Source organism: Mycobacterium sp. AMU20-3851, from assembly GCF_043974665.1.
GTDB lineage: Bacteria > Actinomycetota > Actinomycetes > Mycobacteriales > Mycobacteriaceae > Mycobacterium.
In genome coordinates, this window is record NZ_CP146371.1 from 3388474 (window position 1) to 3412179 (window position 23706).

20 protein-coding genes are annotated in these 23706 nt (G+C 69.1%); 7 read left to right on the forward strand and 13 right to left on the reverse strand.

Going from position 1 to position 23706, the window contains the following annotated elements:
• Positions 1-16 precede the first annotated feature (16 nt).
• Both V4U86_RS16230 and V4U86_RS16235 read right to left on the reverse strand, forming a co-directional pair.
• Positions 17-2113 (reverse strand): LGFP repeat-containing protein, encoded by a 2097-nt coding sequence (locus V4U86_RS16230; RefSeq protein ID WP_395306987.1) that lies wholly within the window; start codon positions 2111-2113, stop codon positions 17-19.
• Between the two features lie 116 nt (positions 2114-2229).
• The gene (locus V4U86_RS16235) at positions 2230-3387 is read right to left on the reverse strand and encodes an acyl-CoA dehydrogenase family protein (protein WP_395306988.1); all 1158 of its coding nucleotides are present in this window, start codon (positions 3385-3387) and stop codon (positions 2230-2232) included.
• 96 nt (positions 3388-3483) lie between these two features.
• Here V4U86_RS16235 and V4U86_RS16240 point away from each other — a divergent pair, with 96 nt between their 5' ends.
• Positions 3484-5808, forward strand: a complete 2325-nt coding sequence (locus tag V4U86_RS16240) for a molybdopterin guanine dinucleotide-containing S/N-oxide reductase (RefSeq protein ID WP_395306989.1) — start codon at positions 3484-3486, stop codon at positions 5806-5808.
• Here the strand turns inward: V4U86_RS16240 and V4U86_RS16245 are convergent.
• From V4U86_RS16245 to V4U86_RS16260, 4 genes are read right to left on the reverse strand one after another with little or no spacing between them, the layout of a single operon-like run.
• Complete coding sequence (locus tag V4U86_RS16245) at positions 5757-6320, reverse strand: TetR/AcrR family transcriptional regulator (RefSeq protein ID WP_395306990.1); 564 nt, start codon at positions 6318-6320, stop codon at positions 5757-5759. The genes V4U86_RS16240 and V4U86_RS16245 overlap by 52 nt on opposite strands.
• 7 nt (positions 6321-6327) lie before the next feature.
• Positions 6328-8553 carry an acyl-CoA dehydrogenase family protein gene (locus V4U86_RS16250; protein ID WP_395306991.1) on the reverse strand — a complete coding sequence of 742 codons (2226 nt, stop codon included), beginning with the start codon at positions 8551-8553 and terminating at the stop codon, positions 6328-6330.
• A 12-nt stretch (positions 8554-8565) separates the two neighbouring features.
• On the reverse strand, positions 8566-8982 hold the full coding sequence (locus V4U86_RS16255; RefSeq protein ID WP_395306992.1) for a Zn-ribbon domain-containing OB-fold protein: 417 nt from the start codon (positions 8980-8982) through the stop codon (positions 8566-8568).
• Positions 8982-10187, reverse strand: a complete 1206-nt coding sequence (locus tag V4U86_RS16260) for a thiolase family protein (protein WP_395306993.1) — start codon at positions 10185-10187, stop codon at positions 8982-8984. Before V4U86_RS16260 ends, V4U86_RS16255 begins: the two co-directional genes overlap by 1 nt.
• A gap of 105 nt (positions 10188-10292) precedes the next feature.
• Between V4U86_RS16260 and V4U86_RS16265 the strand changes: the two genes are divergently transcribed.
• A complete protein-coding gene (locus V4U86_RS16265; RefSeq protein ID WP_395306994.1) occupies positions 10293-11822 on the forward strand; it encodes a PE-PPE domain-containing protein in 1530 nt (509 codons plus the stop codon).
• A 69-nt stretch (positions 11823-11891) separates the two neighbouring features.
• Here V4U86_RS16265 and hflX read toward each other — a convergent pair whose 3' ends face one another.
• Genes hflX through V4U86_RS16290 form a run of 5 tightly spaced genes read right to left on the reverse strand, consistent with a single transcriptional unit; the run spans position 11892 to position 16690 of the window.
• Positions 11892-13292 (reverse strand): GTPase HflX, encoded by a 1401-nt coding sequence (gene hflX, locus V4U86_RS16270; protein WP_395306995.1) that lies wholly within the window; start codon positions 13290-13292, stop codon positions 11892-11894.
• Between the two features lie 33 nt (positions 13293-13325).
• Positions 13326-14195 (reverse strand): diaminopimelate epimerase, encoded by an 870-nt coding sequence (dapF, locus tag V4U86_RS16275; RefSeq protein ID WP_395312077.1) that lies wholly within the window; start codon positions 14193-14195, stop codon positions 13326-13328.
• 8 nt (positions 14196-14203) lie between these two features.
• Positions 14204-15109 (reverse strand): tRNA (adenosine(37)-N6)-dimethylallyltransferase MiaA, encoded by a 906-nt coding sequence (miaA, locus tag V4U86_RS16280; protein WP_395312078.1) that lies wholly within the window; start codon positions 15107-15109, stop codon positions 14204-14206.
• Between the two features lie 8 nt (positions 15110-15117).
• Complete coding sequence (locus V4U86_RS16285) at positions 15118-15798, reverse strand: hypothetical protein (protein WP_395306996.1); 681 nt, start codon at positions 15796-15798, stop codon at positions 15118-15120.
• 4 nt (positions 15799-15802) lie between these two features.
• Complete coding sequence (locus V4U86_RS16290) at positions 15803-16690, reverse strand: DMT family transporter (protein WP_395306997.1); 888 nt, start codon at positions 16688-16690, stop codon at positions 15803-15805.
• A gap of 205 nt (positions 16691-16895) precedes the next feature.
• Here V4U86_RS16290 and V4U86_RS16295 point away from each other — a divergent pair, with 205 nt between their 5' ends.
• Positions 16896-18272 (forward strand): DUF349 domain-containing protein, encoded by a 1377-nt coding sequence (locus V4U86_RS16295; RefSeq protein ID WP_395306998.1) that lies wholly within the window; start codon positions 16896-16898, stop codon positions 18270-18272.
• On the opposite strand, the gene V4U86_RS16300 is transcribed toward V4U86_RS16295, so the two are convergent.
• Together V4U86_RS16300 and miaB are read right to left on the reverse strand one after the other, a co-directional pair.
• On the reverse strand, positions 18269-18868 hold the full coding sequence (locus tag V4U86_RS16300) for an Rv2732c family membrane protein (RefSeq protein ID WP_395306999.1): 600 nt from the start codon (positions 18866-18868) through the stop codon (positions 18269-18271). The two genes, V4U86_RS16295 and V4U86_RS16300, sit on opposite strands and share 4 nt — an antisense overlap.
• Positions 18856-20382, reverse strand: coding sequence for a tRNA (N6-isopentenyl adenosine(37)-C2)-methylthiotransferase MiaB (gene miaB, locus V4U86_RS16305; RefSeq protein ID WP_395307000.1), 1527 nt, complete (start codon positions 20380-20382; stop codon positions 18856-18858). The genes V4U86_RS16300 and miaB overlap by 13 nt, the downstream gene beginning before the upstream one ends.
• 81 nt (positions 20383-20463) lie before the next feature.
• Between miaB and V4U86_RS16310 the strand changes: the two genes are divergently transcribed.
• The 4 genes from V4U86_RS16310 (at position 20464) to V4U86_RS16325 (ending at position 23644) form a co-directional block, all read left to right on the forward strand.
• Positions 20464-21192: an amino acid ABC transporter ATP-binding protein gene (locus V4U86_RS16310; protein ID WP_395312079.1), complete on the forward strand. Its 729-nt coding sequence runs from the start codon at positions 20464-20466 to the stop codon at positions 21190-21192.
• Positions 21193-21208: 16 nt separating this feature from the next.
• Positions 21209-22018, forward strand: a complete 810-nt coding sequence (locus V4U86_RS16315; RefSeq protein WP_395307001.1) for a glutamate ABC transporter substrate-binding protein — start codon at positions 21209-21211, stop codon at positions 22016-22018.
• A gap of 15 nt (positions 22019-22033) precedes the next feature.
• Positions 22034-22714, forward strand: a complete 681-nt coding sequence (locus V4U86_RS16320; RefSeq protein ID WP_395307002.1) for an amino acid ABC transporter permease — start codon at positions 22034-22036, stop codon at positions 22712-22714.
• Positions 22715-22777: 63 nt separating this feature from the next.
• Entirely contained in the window at positions 22778-23644 is an 867-nt protein-coding gene (locus V4U86_RS16325; protein ID WP_395307003.1) for an amino acid ABC transporter permease, read from the forward strand.
• Positions 23645-23706 lie beyond the last annotated feature (62 nt).

Consider the following 23706-nt stretch of genomic DNA (forward strand, 5'->3'; position numbering starts at 1 on the left):
GTTCGCCCGGGGAGGCTCAGTCGGCCCGGACGAACCCGTTCGTCCGGGCGAACTCCTCACTGGCGAACCAGATCTCGGCCTCGGTGTCCCGGTAGCCGGGGCTACCCGGAGCCCAGTACAGACCCGATTTGGTGTCCGCCTTGATCGGATAGCCCTCCGGCGCGCGGTACCGGTCACCGGTGGCCAGTCGCATCGACGTCCAGCCCGGATCCTCCGGTTCGTCGTCCGAGATGGCGGCGTGCCGGCCACTGGGGAAATCCGGTTCGTAACCGGACCGGACCGCCGTGGTGGGCGGGTCGAAAGTGGGCTCTTCGGACAGCGATTCGATCCGGGTCGGCGCGGTGTCCACCGCGTCGGGATCGGAATCGAAAATCAGATCGTCGGCCGGCGCCTGCAGTTCCTCGAGCTCGTCGCCCTCGTCGGAGTCGAAGTCGCCGCCGTCGAAGTCGCCGCCGTTGTCCTCATCGGTCTCGTAGTCGTCGAACCCGTCGTCGGTGGTCGGTTCTTCCGCGCCGGCCGAGATACTGCTGAAGGCAGGCACCTCGCCGGCCGGCGGTGCCGAGGCCCACAGGCTCTGGGTGGAGTCGTAATCCCGTTCGCCGTACTCGGGCTGAGTGTGCTCGGGCTGCTTGTACTCGGGGTCGTAACCGTGGTCGTTGTAGCCCTGGTTGTCGTAGCCCTGGTCCTCGTAACCGTGGTCGTATCCGTCGTCGGCGTAGCCCGCTCCGAAATCGTCGTCGGCATGGGACCGCCGGTTACGCAGGACCGCGACCGCGACGAGGCCGATCACGCCGATCAGCGGGATCAGGCCGAGCAGCCACCACCAGCGCCACGTGTACCACTTGTCGCCGCTGTCGGTGTCCGCAGCGGCCTCCGAGCCGGGGGCCGGGGCGGCCGGAGCGTCGGCACCCGGCACCTCCAGACCGGCGAGTTGGGATTGCAGGCCGGCCGGTTCGGTGCTGAACTTGCCGGTCGACTTGTCCCACGAGACGGACCCGCCGTTGAACTGCTGACTGATGACGCTGCCGTTCTCGGTCTGATCCCCCTTGGGGGCGCCGAGCTCACCGGTCGCGCCGCCGAGCTTCTGCCACGCGGCGTTCATCGCGCCGCGCACGATCACCGCACCGAAGTCCGGCGTCCAGAAGATCACCGGGTTGTCCTCGGCGGCGAACGGGACCACGCGGCTCTGCGGCGCCAGGCCGCCGTCGGCCTCGCTGGCGGTCGGGAATCCGAGATCCCCGGTGGGCCCGCCGACGCTCTCGTACTTGGCCAGCACCTGACCGGTCACCACATTCGCGCCGGTTTCGGGGCTGTAGAAGATCTTGCCGCCCGCGAAGTTCTGGCCGACGCCGTCCGCGCCGATCGCGTACTGGGCGCCCTCTTCGGCGCCCAACGGCCCCAGTGCCCCACCGGCGGCGCGGCGCGCGGCGTTGATCGCCGAGGTGGCATCGGAGGGAACGTCGACCGCGCCGAGCTGATCGGCGAGCTCCGGCGGCACCGTGGTGAAGGCGCGGGTCTTGCGGTTCCAGGAGATCTCGCCGCCGGTGAACTTCTGGGCAAGCACGTCGCCGTTGGTCGACTCGTCCTCGCTGGGCACGCCGAGCACCCCGGCCGATCCGCCGAGCGCATCCCAGGCCGAGTTGATGGCCCCGCGCACCACCCGGGCGCCGGTGTCCGGCGTCCAGAAGATCACCGGGTTGTCCGGCGCGCTGAACGTGGAGTTGCGGCTGTTGGCCGCGCGGCCGGGACCCTCGTCGATGGTCGGGAAGCCCAGATCGCTGTCGGCGGGACCGCCGAGCGACTCGTACTTCTCCAGGATGGCGCCGGTGACGATGTGCGCCCCGGTCTCCGGGGTGAAGAAGATCTGGCCGCCTGCGAACTTCTGGCCGAAGCCCTCACCGGCGGGATAGACGCCACCATCGCGCGGCCCCAGGGGCCCACCTTCGCCGCCGCCGGTCTCCCACGCCGCGGTGATCGCGGCGTCGGCGTCGGCTTCCGGAGTCGCCGCAGCGGTTGGTGCGAGCAGCACCGTAGCCGCGATGAGCCCGGCGCTCACCAGCCCTGTTGCTGCCCGCCCGGCGATCCTGCCCAGCCGGGTTCGCTGCCTGGTCATTCGGTCCCTCCCGAAGTCGGACAAACCACACGAAAGTAGCGTGTTCGTCAACTCTGCTTCAGTTGACCTCTAACTCGTGGGATATCCGCCACCTGCGGTTAAGCGTGTCGGGGCTGTCATACCCCCAGGCCGCGGCCGATGATCTCTTTCATGATCTCGGTCGTGCCGCCGTAAATGGTCTGGATCCGTGAGTCGAGGAATGCCCGTGCAATCGGGTATTCCCGCATGTAACCGTAGCCGCCGTGCAGCTGCAGACAGCGGTCCACCAAGCGCACCTGCGCCTCGGTGCTGTACCACTTCGCCATGGCCGCCTGGTCGACGGACAGCTTGCGGTCCAGGTGCAATCGGATGAACTCGTCGACCATGATCCGCACGGCGGTGGCCTCGGTCGCGAGCTCGGCGAGCATGAACCGGTTGTTCTGGAAGCTGCCGATGGGCCTGCCGAACGCCTTGCGTTCCTTGGCGTACTGCAGCGTCTGCTCCAGGGTGGATTCCATCGCGGCCGCGGCCATCACCGCGATACTGATGCGTTCCTGGGGCAGGTTCTGCATCAGATACACGAAGCCCATCCCCTCCTCACCGAGCAGGTTCTCGACGGGCACCGCCACGTCGGTGAAGGACAGTTCCGCGGTGTCCTGTGCCTCCAGGCCGATCTTGTCCAGGTGCCGACCACGTTCGAAGCCGGACATGCCGCGCTCGACGACCAGCAGACTGAATCCCTGCGCGCCCTTGTCCGGGTCGGTGCACGCCACCACGATGACCAGGTCGGCGTGAATGCCGTTGGTGATGAAGGTCTTGGAGCCGTTCAGGATGTAGTGGTCGCCCTCGCGGACCGCGCGGGTCTTGATCCCCTGCAAGTCACTACCGGTACCCGGTTCGGTCATTGCGATCGCCGTGATCAGTTCGCCGCTGCAGAACCCGGGCAGCCAGCGACGCTTCTGTTCCTCGTCGGCCAGTTCGATCAGGTAGGGGGCGATGACGTCGTTCTGCAGGGTGAAACCCAGCCCGCTGTGCCGCCCCGCGACGGTCTCCTCGGTGACGACGACGTTGTACCGGAAATCCGGATTGCCCCCGCCGCCATACTCCTCGGGCACCGCCATACCCAGAAATCCCTGCTTACCGGCCTCGCGCCAGACCGCGCGGTCGACGATCTTGGCCTTCTCCCATTCCTCCTGGAACGGCGCGGCGTGACGTTCCAGGAAGGCGCGGTAGGACTCCCGGAACAATTCGTGCTCGGGCTCGAACAGGGTGCGATCGAATTTGACGACGCCCATGGTGATACCTCCGGTACTGGGTTCAGGTGACGGCGCCAAGATATCTCAACCCGATGGTTGGTCGGCCGACGGGCGGGCCGCCCTAGGATCGGTGGGATGTCGCGCAGCAGCCTCGCCCATTGGGGTGCCTTCAGCGCCGAGGTCCGCGACGGGGACATCGTCTCGGTCACCCCGGCCGACGGTGACACCGACCCGTCCCCTCTGCTGGGCAACCTTCCCGGTTCCCTGCGGGACCGCGCCCGGATCGCCGGACCGGCGGTGCGCCGGGGCTGGTTGGATCACGGGCCCGGGCCCAGCGACAAGCGCGGCTCCGACGAGTTCGTCGCGGTGTCCTGGGATGAGCTCACCGAACTGCTGGCCGGTGAACTCCGCCGGGTGATCGACACCCACGGGAACGAGGCGATCTACGGCGGCTCCTACGGCTGGGCCAGCGCCGGCCGGTTCCATCACGCCCAGAGCCAGGTGCACCGGTTCCTCAAACTGCTCGGCGGATATACCTCGTCCCGGCACTCCTACAGCCTGGGCGCCACCGGCGCGATCATGCCCCGGGTCGTCGGCACCCACGACGATCTGTTCAAACGCTCCACCGCATGGGACGTCATCGTCGAGCACACCGACCTGCTCGTCGCCTTCGGCGGTATCGCGTGCAAGAACACCGGGATCAACCACGGCGGCACCACGGCCCATCCGGCCCGCGCCGCGTTGGACCGGTTCCGGGACCGGGGCGGGGCGATCGTGTCCTTCTCCCCGCTGCGCGACGACGTGCACGGCGAATACGAATGGCACGCACCCGTCCCTGGCACCGATGTGGCGATCATGCTCGGGTTGGCTCACGTGCTGGCCACCGAGGGGCTGGCCGACCGGGACTTCCTGGACACCTACTGCATCGGCTACGACCGCTTCGAGCGCTATCTGCTCGGCACCGACGACGGTGTGCCCAAGTCGGCATCGTGGGCGGCCGCGATCAGCGGCATGGCGAGCGAGGACATCACCGCGCTGGCCCGGCGAATGGCGGCCGGTCGCACCCTGGTCACCGTCAGCTGGTCTCTGCAGCGCACCCGGCACGGTGAGCAAGCACCCTGGATGGGCCTGACGCTGGCCGCCATGCTGGGCCAGATCGGGCTGCCCGGCGGCGGTTTCGGGCACGGGTACGGCTCGATGAACGAGCCCGGGCTGGCACCGCTGCGGCACCGGCTGCCCGTCCTGCCGCAGGGTCCCAACCCGGTGTCGACGTTCATCCCGGTGGCCGCGGTGTCCGACATGCTGCTGCACCCCGGCCGGGAGTACGACTACAACGGCCTGCGGCTCACGTTCCCGGACATCCGGCTGGTGTACTGGGCCGGCGGCAACCCGTTCCACCACCACCAGAATCTGCCCCGGCTCCGCCGTGCGCTGGCCCGGCCGGACACCGTCGTCGTGCACGACCCGTACTGGACGGCGATGGCCAAGCATGCCGACATCGTGGTGCCCTCCACCACCGCCTACGAGCGCGAGGACTTCTCCGGGTCACGTAACGATCCGATGCTGACGGCCATGCCGGCGCTGGCACCGCCGTACGCCCAATCGCAGGACGACTACGCCACCTTCGCGGCGCTGGCCGAGCGGCTCGGCGTGGGGGCGCAGTTCACCGAGGGCCGCACCGCCCGGCAATGGCTGGTGCACATGTACGAGAAGTGGTCGGCCGGTATCGATTTCGCGGTGCCGTCCTTCGACCAGTTCTGGGCCGACGGCGCGCTGCGGTTGCCCACCGAGCCCGGGTTGACGCTGTTGGCCGAGTTCCGTGCCGACCCCTACACGCACCGGCTGAACACCCCGAGCGGGCGCATCGAGATCTTCTCCGCCGATATCGACGGCTTCGGCTACGACGACTGTCTGGGCCACCCGGCCTGGTTCGAGCCCACCGAATGGCTGGGCGGCGAACGCGCACAGACCTATCCGCTGCATCTGATCGCCAACCAGCCGGCCAGCAGGCTGCACAGTCAGCTCGACGGCGGCGCGGTCAGCCGGAAGTCCAAGGTGTCCGGCCGCGAACCGATCCGGATCCACCCGGCCGACGCCGCGCACCGGGGTCTGGCCGACGGCGAGGTGGTCCGGGTGTTCAACGACCGCGGTGCCTGCCTGGCCGGGGTGGTGATCGACGAGCGGGTGCGCCCGCAGGTGGTGCAGCTGTCCACCGGGGCGTGGTTCGACCCGCTGGATCCCGCCGACCCGAATTCGATGTGCGTGCACGGCAATCCGAACGTGCTGACCGCCGATGTGGGCACCTCGTCGCTGGCCCGTGGCTGCACCGGCGCGCATGTGCTGGTGCAGGTGGAGAAGTTCACAAGCCCGGTGCCGCCGGTACGCGCCCACGAACCGCCGGTGATCCGTCAGTTCAGCCGCGGCGCCACCAGGTCGACGAATGCCTCCACCACCCGGTAGGCGTCGGCGATCGGGTGACCGTGCAGGATCGCCCCGGAGAGCATGGTGCTGATGATGCCCCAGGCCATCATCGCGGTGTCGACCGATTCCTGCGGCCCCAGCGCAGCGAAGTCCGCGGCCAACGTCCGCTGGGCGACGGCGGCGAACTGTTCCATCAGCGCCTCGGCGTTGGCGTCGGTGGAGTTCTGCAACAGCATGCACACCTTGAAGAAGGCCGGGCGGCGCTCGAAACTGGCGATGATGCCGCGTACCTTCTCCCGGACCCGGCGTTCCGCGGGCCGGGTGTCGGCGGTGGCGGTGTCGAAAACCGGCTGGGCCCAGTCCATCAGCACCGCCGCGTAGACGTGCTCCTTGGAGGTGAAGTAGCGGTAGAGCGTGCCCAGCGCGACGTCGGCGGCATCGGCGACGTCGCGCATCTGGATCTGGTCGTAGTCCTGGGCCTTGAGCAGGGCCTGCGCCGCAGCCACGATCTGTGACCGGCGGGCCTGCTTGTAACCGGGCAACTCGGTCATGGCCGGCTCAGGTCCTCGGCAGGCCGAGGATCATCGTGGCGATGATGTTCAGCTGGATCTCGATGGTGCCGCCACCGATGACCTCGGCGGGCATCATCAGACTCTGCGCCACCGCGGGCTGTTCACCGCCGCCCACCATCGCCGCGCGCCCGCTGAACGCGAGCGCATCGGCGGTCACCCGGCGTACCAGCAGCGCGGTCCCCACCTTGCCGATGCTCGACGCCGGTCCGGGACCGTGCCCGGCCAGCCGGCCGAGGGTGTCGCGTACCGCGAGCGCGCCGATGGCATTGGTGGCCGCCCGCACCTCGCCGAGGGCGACGCGCAACTGCGCGTCCTGCGGTCCGGCCCGCCCGGCCAGGGCACGCAGCTCACGTTCCTTGTCCTGTTTGATGTAGGCCCCGATCGCCACCCGCTCGTTGGCCATGGTGGCCAGCGCGTGCGACCAGCCCGCGGTGGGTTCACCCACCAGCATGGCGTCGGGCACGAACACGTCATCGAAGAAGACCTCGTTGAAGTGCTCGTCGCCGCTGGCGGTGCGCAGCGGCGACACCCTGATACCCGGGCTCGTCATGTCGACGAGGAAGTATCCGATCCCCTTGTGTTTCTTCGCATCCGGATCGGTGCGCGCCAACAGGGCACCCCAGTCGGCGCGCTGCGCCGAGGAGGTCCAGACCTTCTGGCCGTTGATCCGCCAGCCACCGTCGACCTTCGTCGCCCGCGTTGCCAGCGCCGCCAGATCCGAGCCGGCGCCGGGTTCGGAGAACAGCTGGCACCAACCGATCTCACCGCGCATCGTCGGCACCGCGAACCGTGCGCGCTGCTCGTCGGTGCCCGCGGCCAGCACCGTGGGCAGGATCCATTCCGAGATGCCCAGTGACGGCCGGACCAGATGGGGCCGCCTGTCGAACTCCTCGTCGATGATCAGCTGCTGGGCCGGTGTCGCCGCGAGTCCGCACGGGGCGGGCAGGTGCGGCGCGACCAGCCCGGCATCGGCGAGCGCGGTGCGTTGCGGCCCCGTCCAGTACTCGGCGTACTCCGGGTTCTGCCGCCCCGGGGTGTCGTTGCGCAGCCGTGCGGCGTTGTCCAGCGCGGCGGCGATCTGCGCCCGGAACTCCGGTTCGACCTCGGTGAGCTCGATGGTGAAATCACGTCCGGGCAGGTCCGGATCGCCCAGTGCCCGTGCCCAATTCGCCACCGGACCGATGGCGGCGGCCAGACTGATGGCACGTTTCCAGTACAGATGCAGGTCGTGCTCCCAGGTGTAGCCGATCGCACCGAACATGGTCAGCGCATCGACCACCAGTTCCGGCAGCCTGCCGATCGCCGTGACCGCGGCCCCGGCGGCGGCGATGTGCTGCTGCTGGGTCGAGCGGTCCGCACCGCGCACCGCGTCCCACGCCGATGCGGCGGCCAGCTCGCTGTTGATGAACAGCATCGCGGCCTTGTGCTGCAGCGCCTGGAACGATCCGATGGGGCGGCCGAACTGTTCGCGGACCTTCAGGTAGGCGACCACGTTGTCGACGCACCAGCGCGCGATCCCGGCCGCCTCGGCCGCGATGAGCCCGACCGCGGTGCCGGCTGCGGTCGTTTCGTCGATTCCGGCGAGCGCGTCGGTCTGGGCGACCGCGACGCCGTGGCATTCCAGCGTGCCGACGTCGCGGGTCAGGTCCGTCGGAGTCTGCGCCCGAACGGTGAGCCCCGGGGTGTCAGCCTGCAGCGCGAACCAGAGCGGCTGTCCCGCTTCGGTTCTGGCGCCGAGCAGGATCGTCTCCGCGGCGCCCAGCCCGAGTTGCGGACCGGCGGTTCCGCTGAGCTGCCAACCGGTCTCGGTTGCGGTGGCACGGATCTCGCCGTCGGCCGGGAGCACCAGCGTCGCGGTCCGGCCGGCGGCCAGCGCCCGCAGCACACCGTCGGCGGCGGGTCCGCCGGCCCCGCCGGCCAGCACCGCACCGGCGATGACGGTGGGCAGCAGGGGCCCGGGCAGCAGACTGTGACCGGCGGCGTCGATGACGCAAGCGGCCTCGGCCGCGGTGCCGCCCTGCCCGCCTAGGTGCTCGGGCAGATGCACGGCGTGCAGCCCCTGCCCGACCAGCGCGTCCCAGAAGTCGGGCCGGCGGCCCGCGGCGATCTCGTCGAACTGGGACCGGGTGAGGTCGAGGCCGCCGTGGCGTTTTGCGAAACCGGCCATCGACTCGGTGAGTTGAAGTTGTTCGTCGGTCAGCGCGACAACCACGGTGCCGGTCTCCTATCGGGCAGCGGTGTAGTGCAGCAGGGTGATATCGGCCTCGGGATGCTCGACGAACACCGGGGTCAGCGCCATCCCGATGCGCAGCTCGTCCGGGTCGATATCGACGAGTTCGGTGGCCAGCCGCGGCCCCTCCTGCCATTGCACGACGGCGAGCAGCTGAGGCACCGCGTCGGCGAACTGCGGTGCCACCGGGCGCTGCGCCGCGGCGAAGCTGACCAGTGTGGCTGCGCCGGAGATCTGGCGCCATTGCAGGTCGTCGGCGAGGGTGCCCGGGGCCAGCACCCGCGGGTAGAACACGTAGGCGTCCAGGGACGGGGAGAACTGGATCCATACCTCCCCGCGGCGCAGCCCGTCCCAGTACGGCGCCGAGGTGGGGGTCGGCAGGGGAACTGGCCGGGCAGTCGGGTCGGTCATCAGTCCCCCTCCAGCACGAGTGCTTCTTGTTCGCTGAGCACGCCACCGTTGCCGGAGACGAATGCCCGGTTGCAGTCGGCGATCTGGGTCATCCCGGCACGGCCCATCAGCTGCCGGGTGGCGTCGCAGACATGGTGCATGCCACCGGCGTTGCCGGGTTGGCCGTACCCGAGTTGGCCGCCCGCGGTGTTCATCGGGAAGTCACCGCGGAACGTCAGGTCGTGGTCGGTGACGAACTGCATGCCCTTCCCTTTCTCACAGAAGCCGGCGTCTTCGAGGGTGAGCAGCGCGGTGATCGTGTAGCAGTCGTAGATCGAGACCATGTCCATGTCGGCGGGCCGGGTGCCCGCCATCGTGAAGGCCGAATCGGCGACCTTCACCATCGGGGTCTGCAACGGGTCGGCGGCGTACACCGGTGACTTGTAGGGCACCCGCTCACCGAATCCCTTGATCCAGACCGGCCGGTTGCGACTCCTGCGGGCCAGGTCGGCGTTGGTGACCAAAACCGCCGAACCACCCATGCAGGGCATCACGATCTCCAGCATGTGCAGCGGTGAGGCGATGATCGGACTGTCCAGCACATCGGCGATGCTCAGCGGCTTGTCCTCGAACACCGCGCCCGGCGTGTGATTGGCGTTGACCCGTTGGTCCACGACGATCTTGGCCATCGCGGCTTCGTCGTATCCGTATGCGGCGCCGTACATCTGGGCGACCTGCGCGTACGGGCCGTTCTGCCCGAGATAGCCGTAGGGAATCTCGAACTCCGCCTGCGGGGAACCGTACCGGTAGCTGGAGGCGCCGAAGTGCACGGCGTCGCCCATGTTCGGCGGGCGCTGTTCGTGCATCGGGGTGAGGTAGTTGGCCGGGATAGCGCACAACACGGCCTGGCAGATGCCGAGTTCGATGGCGGCCGCAGCACGCCACACCATGGCCGCGCCACTGGCCCCGCCGAGGTCCACGTATTCGGCGAAGTTGACGGCCAGACCGAGGTACTCCGCGACGGTGGACGGTACGAAGAGCTCGGATTCGAAGACCCCCGTGGTCACCAGTCCGTCGACCTGGTCCACCGACAGGCCCGCGTCGACCACCGCGGCGGCGGCCAGCCGGGCCCACTGTTCGATGATGAACTCCGGTGTGCCGGTCGGCCTACGCGTGGCGGGTAGCTCGTGGAAACCGACGATCGCGGCCTCACCCCGTAAGCCCATCTGACGCTCCCTCCGTTCGGTCCACCGACAATATTAGAATGAGATTCTACTTTCAATTCGGCGGTTTACCCGCCCGTCAAGCCGTGCGGTGCGACGATCCGAAGAATGCGTATCGCTCAGATCGCACGCACATCGATCACAACCGTGTCGGCCCTGCTGGCAGCGGTCGTCATCACCATCGCCTCGACGCTGTCGTTGGCCGTGGCGCTGGCCGCCACCGCGCTCATCGTCCCGGGCACCGGCACACCGAACGCCAACATCGTCGGCGACTATCTGGAGAACGCCCGCGATTACTACATCGCGCCGTTCAATCCGGACTGCACTGAGGCGAACGACTGCGCGCTGCAGGGCATCGACTACCCGGCCCAGTTCTGGCCCATACCGCTGCCCGGCTGGGGCGGACTGAGCGGTGCCAAATGGGATGTGTCGACCGGCGAGGGGTTGGCAAATCTGAATTCCACGCTGGTGAACACCGTGGCCCAGAATCCGCCGAACACGCCGGTCATCCTGTTCGGGTATTCGCAGGGCGGCAACATCGTCAGCCGCGAGAAACGCAATCTCGCCTATCTCCCCGAGGACCAGACCTACCTGTCCTTCGTGATGATCGGCAACGCCAACCGACCCAACGGCGGGCTGTTCGAGCGGCTGGCCTTCCTGGGGCACGTGCCGATCCTGGACGCCACGTTCGGGCTGCCCGCCCCGACCGACACCTGTGATCACATCTGTGCCACCGATATCGCGTTCCGCTATGACGGCGTCGCCGATTTCCCGCTGTATCCGCTCAATGCGCTCGCCGTGCTGAATGCGATCGCCGGGTTCTGGTATGTGCACGGCACCTATCTCGCCCCGAATGCGAACAGCGATCCCGGTGAGCTGCCCGACGGCTACACCCCCGAGGAGTTGGCCGAACAACTCGCCGACGAGGACAACTGGCAGGACCACGGCGACACCCGCTACATCACCATCCCGACCAAGACGCTGCCAATCGTGCGCCCGTTCCTGGAGTTCGCCAACGCCACCGGCACCGGTTTCCTGATCAAACCGATCGTCACGTTGCTCAGCCCGGTGCTGGAAGTGCTGATCGAGACCGGCTATGACCGGTCGCTGAGTTACGGCGTGCCCGCACCGTTCCGGCTCATCCCGCGGATCAATCCGATCACCCTGGCCGGGGACGTGGTCAAGGCGCTGGGCCAGGGATTCCGCGACGCGTTCGGCACGCGGCCGGCAGTGTCCCCCGATACCGACGAGGTTGAGGTAGCGCCCACGCCCACTCCCACTCTCGTTCCCACCGGAGCCGACCTCGATGCGACCGCCCCGGCCGAGCCGACCCGCGCCGAGAAACGCGCCGCGCTGCGCGAGGCACGGGATGCCCCGCGCAGCGTGCTGAGCGGGCGGACCGACTCCCGGCTCGCATCGGAGCCTGCGGATTCCGGCGAGACCACCGACGCCGACACGGACACGGAGGCCGGCTCGGATGGCGAGACGGAATCCGAGGTCACCGCCGAGCCGACCGGGGACACGAAGGACAGCGAACACTCCGGGGACGCCGGGTACGCCAAAGCCACCGAGGACACCGGGCCGGATCCCTCAGGGTCGGATTCCTCGGCGGCCGACCGCGCGGATAAGGCCGCCTGACCCGCGCGGGCAGGCGCATCGCCCCTTGAAATCCGGGGGATTCGGGAGACGGTGCGCCTGCCCGGGCTACTACCAGTTGCTGAACTCGCGCAGGCTGGCCGCCAGCGGCACCGGCACCCGCGCGGTGATCTTGGTGCCGCGTTCGGTGTGCTCGGTGTCCTCGATACGGCCTTCGGAGTGCACCCGGGCCACCAGATCCCCGCGGTCGTACGGCACCGTCACATCGACGAAGGCGTCGGTCGGTTCCACCAGCTCCATCAACCGGGTGCGCAGCTGATCGAGTCCCTCACCGGTGTGCGCGGATACGAAGACCGCATCCGGCAGAGCCCGGCGCAGCTGTGCCAGCGCCAGATCACCCGCCGCGTCGATCTTGTTGACCACCAACAGTTCCGGCGGCGGCGCGATCCCGTACTCGGTGACGACGTCGTTGACGACCTGGCGGACCGCGGTGATCTGGGCCAGCGGATTCACATCCGAGCCATCCACCACGTGGATGAGCAGTTCGGCGTCGGCGACCTCCTCCAGCGTCGAGCGGAAGGCCTCCACCAGCTGAGTCGGCAGATGCCGCACGAAGCCCACCGTGTCGGTGAGCACGAACGGCCGGCCGTCCTCGAACTGCCCGCGCCGGGTGGTCGGCTCCAGCGTGGCGAACAGCGCGTTCTCCACCAGCACACCGGCGCCGGTCAGCGCGTTGAGCAGACTCGACTTGCCCGCGTTGGTGTAACCCACGATGGCCAGCTGCGGCACCTCACTGCGTCGCCGGCTGCCCCGCTGGGTGTCGCGGATCTTCTTCATCTCCTTGATCTCGCGGCGCAGTTTGGACATCCGCTCGCGGATCCGGCGGCGATCGGTCTCGATCTTGGTCTCACCCGGACCGCGGGTACCCACCCCGCCGCTGCTGCCTCCGGCGCCGCCGCCCTGGCGTGACATCGACTCACCCCAGCCGCGCAGCCGGGGCAGCATGTATTCCATCTGCGCGTAGGCCACCTGCGCCTTGCCCTCGGCGGAGGTGGCGTGCTGGGCGAAGATGTCCAGGATCAGCGCGGTCCGGTCGATGACCTTGACCTTGACCACCTTCTCCAGCGAGTTGAGCTGGGCGGGGCTGAGCTCACCGTCGCAGATGACGGTGTCCGCGCCGGTGGCGGTAACGATGTCGCGCAGTTCGATGGCCTTGCCGGAGCCGATGTAGGTCGAGGCGTCCGGTTTGTCGCGGCGCTGCACCACGCCCTCGAGCACCTCCGAGCCGGCGGTCTCGGCCAGCGCCGCGAGTTCGGCCATGCTCGCGTCGACGTCGGCCGCGGTGCCCTCGGTCCACACTCCGACGAGCACCACCCGCTCCAGGCGGAGCTGGCGGTATTCGACCTCGGAGATGTCGGTGAGTTCGGTGGACAGCCCGGCCACCCGGCGCAGTGCCGCGCGGTCCTCGAGCGCCAGTTCGCCGGTGCTCGGAATGTAATCAGGTTCAGTCATATGTGCTTTCGATGGTGGCATGCAGACCCGCGGTCATGCACCCGAATAATTTCCTGCCAGCTCGCCACGCGCGACGAGCACCGACGGCCCGCGCAGGTAGCTGGTCGCCTCGGTGATGGTGACGGTGACCTCACCGCCGGGGATCCGCACCGCCAGGGTTCCGGTGTCCCGCCCCGCGTGTGCCAGGGCGGCCAGCGCGGCAGCCACGGTTCCTGTTCCGCAGGAACGGGTTTCGCCGACCCCGCGTTCGTGGACGCGCATGTCGACGGCGTCAGCGGAGAGCACCGCCACCACTTCCACGTTGACACCGTCGGGGAACTGCGCGGGGTCGAAGGTCACCGGTGCGGCGACGTCGAGGGCCGCGAGTTCGGCCGCGCTCAGCTCGGTCACACAGGCCAGGTGCGGGTTGCCGACGTCGACGCCGAGTCCGGTGAAGGTGCGCCCGCCCACCACGGCCGAACCGACACCGAGCCGGTTGGCCTTGCCCATGTCGACGGTGACCTCGACGTGGGTGGGCTCATCGGCGCTGAACCCGTGCAACACCACCGGCCGCGGGCCGGCCAGTGAGCCGACCACGAACTCGTCGCGGCTCTCCATCCCGGAAGCCCGCAGGTAGTGCGCGAACACCCGGACGCCGTTACCGCACATCTGCGCGATCGACCCGTCGGCATTGCGGTAGTCCATGTACCAGTCCGTCGCGGCCACCCCCTCGGGCAGCTCGGCGAATACCCCGGCCGCGGCGGCGGCACCGGCCGTCGTCACCCGCAGCACGCCGTCGGCACCCAGCCCGCGGCGGCGGTCGCACAGTGCGGCGACCCAGTCGGGGGTCAGCACGAGTGCGGCGTCGGGGTCGGGCAGCACGACGAAGTCGTTCTGCGTGCCGTGACCCTTCGCGAAGGCAATGCCGGATTTCACCTGTCCAGGATACGCAGCGCGGCATCGGCCAGGTCCGACGCCGATCCGTCGAGCCAGTGCACCCGGTGATCCCGGCGGAACCAGGACCGCTGCCGGCGCACGTACCGGCGGGTGCCGATGAACGTCGCGGACCGGGCCGCCGCGTTGTCCGGGTCGTCGCCGGCGTCGAGCGCGGCCAGCACCTGGGCGTAGCCGAGCGCGCGGGCCGCCGTGACGCCGTCACGCAGGCCACGCCCGATCAGGCCGGTCACCTCCTCGACCAGGCCGTCGTCGAACATGCCGTCGGTGCGTCGCGCCAGCCGTTCATCGAGAACGGCGGTCTCCCAGTCCAACCCGATGATCGTGGTGTCCCAGCGCGGGGTGCCGATGCGCGGCGCCGATGCAGCGAACGGTTGCCCGGTGATCTCCACGACCTCCAACGCACGCACGATGCGGCGGCCATCGGTGTCCAGGATCGCCGCGCCGGCGGCGGGGTCGACCCGGGTCAGCTCGGCGTGCAGGGCGGCGACGCCGACCTCGGCGAGCCGGGCCTCCCAGCGGGCCCGGACCGCCGGGTCGGTCGCCGGGAACGACCACTGGTCCAGCAGCGACTGGATGTAGAGCATGGATCCGCCCACGATCAGCGGGACGGCACCGCGGGCCATGATCGCCTCGATGTCGGCGGCCGCGTTCTCCTGATACCGCGCGACCGAGGCGTTCTCGGTGACGTCGAGCACGTCGAGCTGGTGGTGCGGTACGCCGCGGCGCTGCTCGGGGGCCAGTTTGGCGGTCCCGATGTCCATGCCGCGGTAGAACTGCATGGCGTCGGCGTTGACGATCTCCCCGCCCAGGCGCTCGGCCAGGGTCAGCGCCAACGCCGACTTCCCGGTCCCCGTCGGGCCGATGACGGCGACGGGACGCACGTCCGCGGTCACGGGCGCCAGGTACCCGCGAAATAGCCGACGCCGTAGGGCGCACCCCGGTAGAGCTGCTCGGCCGAGGCGTGGGCACACAGCCCGGCCAGCACCTGATAGGCCACCCGGCCCACCACCTGGGCCGGGAGATCGGCCAGGGCCGCGGCGTCACCGGTGGCCAGCGCGTCGTCCAGGGCATCCTGCACGGCTGCCGCATCGGGGTCGTACCCGCCGGGCGCCGAGGCGGTCAGCGTGTTGCAGCCGTCGGCGACCACCAGCACCCCGACCGGCTCGCCCGTCGCATCGATCTCGGCGCGTAACGCGCGTCCGCAGGCCAGGGCGGTGTCCGCGCCGTGCTCGGCCCGGTAGGCGCAGACGTCGACGACGGCCGCCGGAGCCACCTGCGCACGCACCCAGCCCGCCATCAGCGCGCACAACGGCAGCTCGGTGACCGGCCCGGTGGCCTCCGGAGACAACCGGACCGGGACGTCGACGCCGTAGCCGGCGAAGGTGCCGACCGTGTGCTCGCCGATGTTCGCGTCCTGCGGGCCGGCCCCGACGGCGATCCAGCGCGCCGGCAGCAGCGCCGCCGCGGCGAGCACGGCCGCACGCAGATCCGCGACCTCGGCCGCCGCCGCACCGGCGAGTTCGGGCACCAGCACCGGCGCCGAGGGAATCAGTGCAATGGCCGCCAACACGCCTTCACGCTATCGCCTTGTCGGCATCGGGCTCCGCGGCCCAGCCCGCCTCCCCGCGCGCCAGTGCCAGCGTGGCGACCACCATCACGGTGAACGCCACCGCCAGGGTGATCCAGCCGGACTCGCCGGGCCGCAGCGTCTCGCCGAGCACCACCACGCCCAGCACCGAGGCGACCACCGGCTCGACGACGGTCATCGTCGGCAGCGAGGCGGTCATCGACCCGGCCCGGAACGCGGCCTGCTGATAGGCGGTGCCGGCCACCGCGACAAGTGCCCAGGCGTAGAGCTCCGGGGCGGTCAGCACCGCCCAGATCCCGTTGCCCAGCCGGTCGACCACCCCTTTGGTCAGGATCGCGAACAGACCCCAGAGCGCACCCGAGACGCACGCCAGCAGGATCGCACTCGCCTTGCTGCCGCTGAGCACGCGGGCGCCGATCACGCACAGCACCAACGCCGGGCCCAGGACCGCCGCGACCCCCAGCCAGACCTCCGACCCGGCCCGCGCCTGCCCGGCGGTGGGGTTGCCGACGGTCACGATGACCACCACCGAAGCCGCCAGCAGCACCGCCCACGTCCATTCGAACCGGCTCACCCGATGGTGGTTGGCGCGGGCGTTGAGCGGCAGCGCGAACAGCAGCGAGGTCACCAGCAGGGCCTGGACCAGCAGTACCGATCCCAGCCCCAACGCCGCGGCCTGCAGGCCGAATCCGACCGCCGAGACCAGGCTGCCGAGCCACCACATCCGGTCGCGCAGCAGCTGCGCGAACAGCTGCAGGTGCCCGACCGGCTGATCGGTCACCTCGTGCGCGCTGCGCTGGTGGATGACGTCGCCCATGGCGACGAAAAGCGCAGCGCCGAGCGCCAACAGCGCGGCGATATCCGCCTTGTCCAACCCGTTCTCCCTCGAAGGCCATGCAACCGGTCCGGGCCCCGAGGGTGCCGGTAAATGGGCTCCGATCGCAACCGCGGCACACCACGCATCGCGAAGCTGTGCGCACGGCGCGAGGCGACCTGCTTGAATAGCGACGGAAGCTATTGGGCGCCGCGTCGCGCGGCAGGTGCGTGGGTCAGCCCGCGCGGAGGGGTGAGGAACGAAGATGACCAGCAACGAACCAGGGTCCGGCGAGACCACCGGGGCGTCGGCACAGCAGGCCCCGGCAACGCCCAAGCCCACCCCCAAACCGGCTCCCCGCCCGGGCCCGCGTCCCGCACCCCATCCCCGCCCGGCAGCGGCCGCCGCTCCGGCTGTCGCGGTCCCGCCCTCGGTGGACCCGCACCGGTTCGGCCGCGTGGAGGCGGACGGCACCGTGGTGCTGATCACCGCGGCCGGCGAGCGGATCATCGGGTCCTGGCAGGCAGGGGACGCCGAAGCCGCGTTCGCCCACTTCGGCCGCCGCTATGACGACCTGGCCACCGAGGTGGCGCTGCTGGAGACCCGGCTGGCCTCGGGCAGCGGTGACGCCCGCAAGATCAAGTCCGCCGCGTCGGCGCTGCTGGAGACGTTGCCGGCCGCCGCGGTGCTCGGCGATGTCGACGCCGTCGAACAGCGCCTCACCGCCATCGTCGAGCACGCCGACGACGCGGCCGCCGAGGAGCGGGCGCGCCGTGACGAGCACCGCGCCGCCCAGACCGCCCGCAAGGAGGCGCTGGCCGCCGAGGCCGAGGAAATCGCCCAGGCGACCGGCCAGTGGAAGGCCGCCGGCGACCGGTTGCGCGCGATTCTCGACGAATGGCGCACCATCACCGGTCTGGACCGCAAGACCGATGACGCACTGTGGAAGCGGTATTCGGCGGCCCGGGAGACGTTCAACCGGCGCCGCGGGTCACATTTCGCGGAACTGGATCGCGAGCGGGTCGGGGCCCGGCAGGCCAAGGAAGCCCTGTGCGAGAAGGCCGAGCAGCTCAGCGGGTCCACCGACTGGTCGGGCACTGCGGCCACCTTCCGGGATCTGCTGGCGCAGTGGAAGGCGGCCGGCCGGGCCGCCAAGGATGTCGACGACGCGCTGTGGGCGCGGTTCAAGGCGGCGCAGGACACCTTCTTCGAGGCGCGCAACGCCATCAACGCGGAACGGGACGCCGAGTTCGAGGCCAACGCCGTGGCCAAGGAGAAGCTGCTGGCCGAGGCCGAACGCATCGACATCGCCGACCCGAAAGCCGCCCAGGCGGCGTTGCGCACGATCGGCGACAAATGGGACGCCATCGGCAAGGTGCCGCGCGAGAAATCCGCCGACCTGGAACGCCGGTTGCGCGCGGTGGAGAAGAAGGTCCGCGAGGCGGGGACCGCGAACCAGCCCGACGCCGAGGCGCAGGCGCGTGCCGATCAGTTCCGGGAGCGGGCCGAGCAGTTCGAACGCCAGGCCGAGAAGGCCGAGGCCGCGGGGAAGACCAAGGACGCCGAGGCTGCCCGGGCCAGTGCCGCGCAGTGGCGGGAGTGGGCGGAGACCGCCGCGGAGGCGGTCACCAAGAAGCGCTAGTTCGGGTCGTCGCCCCGGTCGTCGGGAAACGTGTTGTCCAGGACCGTTCTGGGCCGCCGCTCGGCGATGGCCTGACGACGCTCCGCCTCGGCGGCCAGCTGCAGCGCGGTGCGCGACCAGACCACCCGGGCCCAGTGGAACGCCAGCAGCAGCACACCGATCCAGCCGATGATCAGCCCGATGCCCGGACCGGGCATCCCTTCACCGGCGGTCTGGCGTGACCACACCGCGAGCATGCCCGCCGGGCAGGCCACCGTGGTGCCGGCCAGGGCGATCCAGGCCAGCGCCCAGCGCCGTGTCAGCAGCGCCAGGATCGAGAACCCGATGCTGAACACCAGGGCCAGCCAGACGAACACCCGCGACGGCAGCGAGATGCCGTCGGCGGTCGCGGCATCGGTGCCGACCAGTACGTCGAGCCCGCGGGCGGACCCGGTGTGCGGCAGCAGGAACGACAGCAGCACGACGAACACCAGGATCGCCACCACCAGCGCCCGTGCGCCGGGGTCGATCTCGGAGGCGACGCGGCGTTCGACGTCCTCGATATCGTCCTTGAACTGATCAAAGCCGTTCTGATCCTTGGCGTTCACAACCCACATCCCTGTGTCACGGGGGCGGCCGGCGGTGCGCCGATGCCCGGTATACCCAGCCCGACGCCGGTCACCGGACGAAGCCCGGCGGTGTGCGCGTCGCCGGCCCGGGTCCGGCGATGCGTAGCCACCGGGCCGTCGGCGACCAGGAAGTGCGGGGCCGCCCGGGTCACCGTGGTGGTGACGATGTCGCCGGGGCGGACTTCGGCGTCACCGGCGGTGAAGTGCACCAGCCGGCCGTCGCGCGCACGCCCGGACATCCGCGCGGTGGCGGCGTCCTTGCGACCCTCGCCCGCGGCCACCAGCAGTTCGACCTGTCGACCCACCTGAGCTTGGTTCTCCTGCAACGAGATCTGCTCTTGCAGCTCGATGAGCCGCTGATAACGCTCGGTGACGACCTCTTTGGGCAACTGATCGGCGAGCACAGCGGCCGGGGTGCCGGGACGTTTGGAGTACTGGAAGGTGAAGGCGCTCGCAAAGCGGGACTGGGCCACCACGTCGAGGGTGGCCTGGAAGTCCGCTTCGGTCTCCCCCGGGAAACCGACGATGATGTCGGTGGTGATCGCGGCCTCCGGGATCGCCGTGCGGACCCGGTCGAGGATGCCCAGGAACTTCTCCCCGCGGTAGGAGCGGCGCATCGCCTTGAGGATGCGGTCGGAACCGGACTGCAGCGGCATGTGCAGTGTGGGGCACACATTCGGGGTCTGTGCCATGGCTTCGATGACGTCGTCGGTGAATTCGGCGGGGTGCGGCGAGGTGAACCGGACCCGCTCCAGGCCGTCGATGGTCCCGCAGGCCCGCAGCAGATCGGCGAAGGCACCCCGGTCGCCGAACGACACGCCGTAGGCGTTCACGTTCTGGCCCAGCAGCGTGACTTCGAGCACACCCTGATCCACCAGGGTCTGCACTTCGGCCAGGACATCACCGGGCCGGCGGTCCACCTCTTTGCCCCGCAGCGAGGGCACGATGCAGAACGTGCAGGTGTTGTTGCAGCCGACCGAAATGGAAACCCAAGCGGCATAAGCAGATTCGCGTGAGGCCGGAAGCGCCGAGGGGAACTCCTGCAGCGTCTCGGCGATTTCGACCTGGGCCTCACGCTGGTGGCGCGCGCGCTCCAGCAGCACCGGCAACGAACCGATGTTGTGGGTACCGAACACCACGTCGACCCAGGGCGCCTTCTTGAGAACCGTCTCACGGTCCTTCTGTGCCAGGCACCCGCCGACGGCGATCTGCATGTTCGGGTCGGTGCTCTTGCGGGGAGCCAGATGGCTCAGATTGCCGTAGAGCTTGTTGTCCGCGTTCTCCCGGACGGCGCAGGTGTTGAACACCACGATGTCGGCGTCGGCGCCCTCGGGGGCGCGCCGGTAGCCGGCCGCGTCCAGCAGCCCGGACAGCCGCTCGGAGTCGTGCACGTTCATCTGGCATCCGTAGGTGCGGACCTGATAGGTGCGTTGCGGCTCGCCGGGGGTCCCCTGCTCGGCCCCCAACGCACCGTCGGCCACTATCGAAGTCACGACGTTCATGTTACGGGGAGGTGGATACGCACCATTCCGAGCGTTCCGTGGGTAGGGTCTTTCCCCATGACCACCGCGGCCTCGGTCCCGATGATCTCGCTACAGGCTGTCAACAAGCACTTCGGTGATCTGCACGTGCTCCGGGATATCGATCTCGATGTCCCCCGCGGTCAGGTCGTCGTGGTGCTCGGCCCGTCGGGCTCGGGCAAATCAACCTTGTGCCGCACCATCAATCGGCTGGAGCCGATCGACACCGGCACCATCTCCATCGACGGCGAACTGCTCCCCGAGGAGGGCCGCAGGCTCGCGCATCTGCGCTCCGATGTGGGCATGGTGTTCCAGTCGTTCAACCTGTTCGCGCACAAGACAATCGTCGAGAATGTGATGCTCGCCCCAGTCAAGGTGCGCAAGCTGGCCAAGGACAAGGCCCGCGCGGAGGCGATGACCCTGCTGGAGCGGGTGGGGGTGGCCAATCAGGCCGACAAGTACCCGGCGCAGTTGTCCGGCGGGCAGCAGCAGCGGGTCGCGATCGCCCGGTCGCTGGCGATGAACCCGAAGGTGATGCTCTTCGACGAGCCGACCAGTGCCCTCGATCCGGAGATGATCAAGGAAGTCCTGGCGGTGATGACCGACCTGGCCGGCGAGGGCATGACCATGCTGGTGGTGACCCACGAGATGGGCTTCGCCCGCCGCGCTTCGCACCGCGTGGTGTTCATGTCGGATGGGGCGATCGTCGAGGACGCCGAACCCGAAGAGTTCTTCAGCAGTCCCAAGTCCGACCGTGCCAAGGATTTCCTCGGCAAGATTCTCAATCACTGAATCGAAGGAGCACGTGATGTCATTTCGCGTTCGGGTGGCCGCTGCCGCCATTCTGGCTGCGGCGCTGCCGCTGTCCCTCGCCGCCTGCGGCGGCGGAGGCGATGACAGCGACAAGATCACCATCGGCACCAAGTTCGACCAGCCGGGCTTGGGGCTGAAGAACCCGGACGGCACGGTGAGCGGGTTCGACGTGGACGTGGCGACCTACGTCGCCGAGCAGCTCGGCTACACACCCGAGCAGATCGAGTGGAAGGAGTCCCCGTCCGGGCAGCGCGAGACGCTGATCCAGAACGGACAGGTGGACTACATCGTCGCGACGTACTCCATCACCGACGCCCGCAAGGAGAAGGTGGACTTCGCCGGGCCGTATCTGATCACCGGGCAGAGCCTGCTGGTGCGCGCCGACAACACCGACATCACCGGCGCGGAGTCGCTGGAGAACAACAAGAAGCTGTGCTCGGTGACCGGCTCCACCCCGGCCCAGCGGATCAAGGACAAGTATCCGGGCGTGCAGCTGCAGCAGTACGACACCTACTCGGCGTGCGTCGAGGCACTCAAGACCGGCGCCATCGACGCGGTGACCACCGACGAGGTGATCCTGGCCGGGTACGCGGCCCAGACACCGGGCACCTTCAAGATCGTCGGTGAGCCGTTCTCCGAGGAGCGTTACGGCATCGGCCTGAAGAAGGACGACACCGAACTGCGCACCAAGATCAACGATGCGATCACCAAGATGGTGTCCGAGGGCGCCTGGAAGGAAGCCTTCGACAAGAACCTCGGGCCCGCCGGTATCACTGCGCCCGAGCCGCCTACCGTCGACAAGTAGCCGGCAGGCGGTGGCGTGGAGATCTTCAGTGAGTACCAGGACCGGATCTATGCCGCGTTCTGGGTCACCATCCAGTTGACGGTGTACGCCGCGGTCGGCGCACTGTTGCTGGGCACCGTGCTGGCGGCGATGCGGTTGTCGCCGGTACCGGTGATGCGGTGGTTGGGCACCACGTATGTGAACGTGGTGCGCAACACCCCGCTGACCCTGATTCTGGTGTTCTGCTCGCTGGGTCTGGCCAACACGCTGCACATCACGCTGACCGACCCGATGTCGCCGACCTCCATCGTGGACAGCAACTTCCGGTTGGCAGTGCTCGGATTGGCGGTCTACACAGCGGCATTCGTGTGTGAGGCGATCCGCTCCGGGGTCAATACGGTGCCGATCGGTCAGGCCGAGGCGGCCCGGTCACTCGGCCTGACCTTCTCCCAGAATCTGCGGATCATCTTGCTGCCACAGGCCTTTCGCGCGGTGATCATCCCGTTGGGTTCGGTGCTGATCGCGTTGACCAAGAACACCACCATCGCCTCGGCGATCGGGGTGGCCGAGGCGGCGCTGCTGATGAAGGAGATGGTGGAGAACACCTCGGCACTGCTGGTCGTCGGCAGCATCTTCGCGGTCGGGTTCGTGATCCTGACGTTGCCGATGGGGCTGCTGTTCGGGTGGCTGGGCAAGCGATTGGCGGTGTTGCGGTGATGAGCGCTTGCGCGAAGAACAGAGAACACAGATGAGCGCTTGCGCGAAGAACAGAGGGCACAGATGACGGGCGCCTCCGTATTGTTCGACGCACCCGGCCCGCGGGCGCGTCGGCGCAACGCCATCCTGGCCGTCGCCACAGTGCTGGTGTTCGCCGCGATCCTCGGCTGGGTCATGTTGAAGTTCGCGGCCGCCGATCAGTTCGCCCCCTCCAAGTGGGAGCCGTTCCTCACCGGCAATCTGTGGACGACCTACGTGTTGCCCGGCGTCCAGGGCACGTTGACCGCGGCCGCGGTGTCCATCGTGTTGGCTCTGGTACTGGGCTGCGCGCTGGGCATCGGCAGGCTCTCGCCGGTGCGGGCGATCAGTTGGGCGTGCGCGGTGTTCGTGGAGTTCTTCCGCGCGGTGCCGGTGCTGATCATGATGCTGTTCTCGTATGCGTTGTTCGCGCAGTACAACGTGTTCGCGTCGCAGTACCTGGCATTGGCCGGCGTGATCACCGGCCTGACGCTGTACAACTCGGCGGTGATCGCCGAGATCGTGCGCACCGGGGTGCACGCGCTGCCGCGGGGTCAGGCCGAGGCGGCCTCGGCGCTGGGCCTGACCTGGGGGCAGTCGATGCGCTCGATCCAGTTGCCGCAGGCCATCACCTCGATGCTGCCGGTGCTGGTGTCGCAGATGGTGGTGGTGCTCAAGGACACCGCGATCGGCTACCAGATCACCTTCGTGGAGATGGTGCGCCAGGGGCAGAGCATCGGTTCGGCCTACGGCAACTACATCCCCGCCCTGATCGTCATCGCGGCGTTGATGATCGCGCTGAACTTCGCACTCTCGGCGTTCGCCACCCGCCTGGAGGCCCGGCTGCGGCGGTCCAAGAAGGGCCCGGAACCGGTCGCGAAGTCGGCCGTCCAGGACACCCCGGTGGTCTGATCCGGCGGGTGGGGTGATGTGCGCCACAGCGGGGAACGAAGTTCGGCGGCGGCTGTTTCACC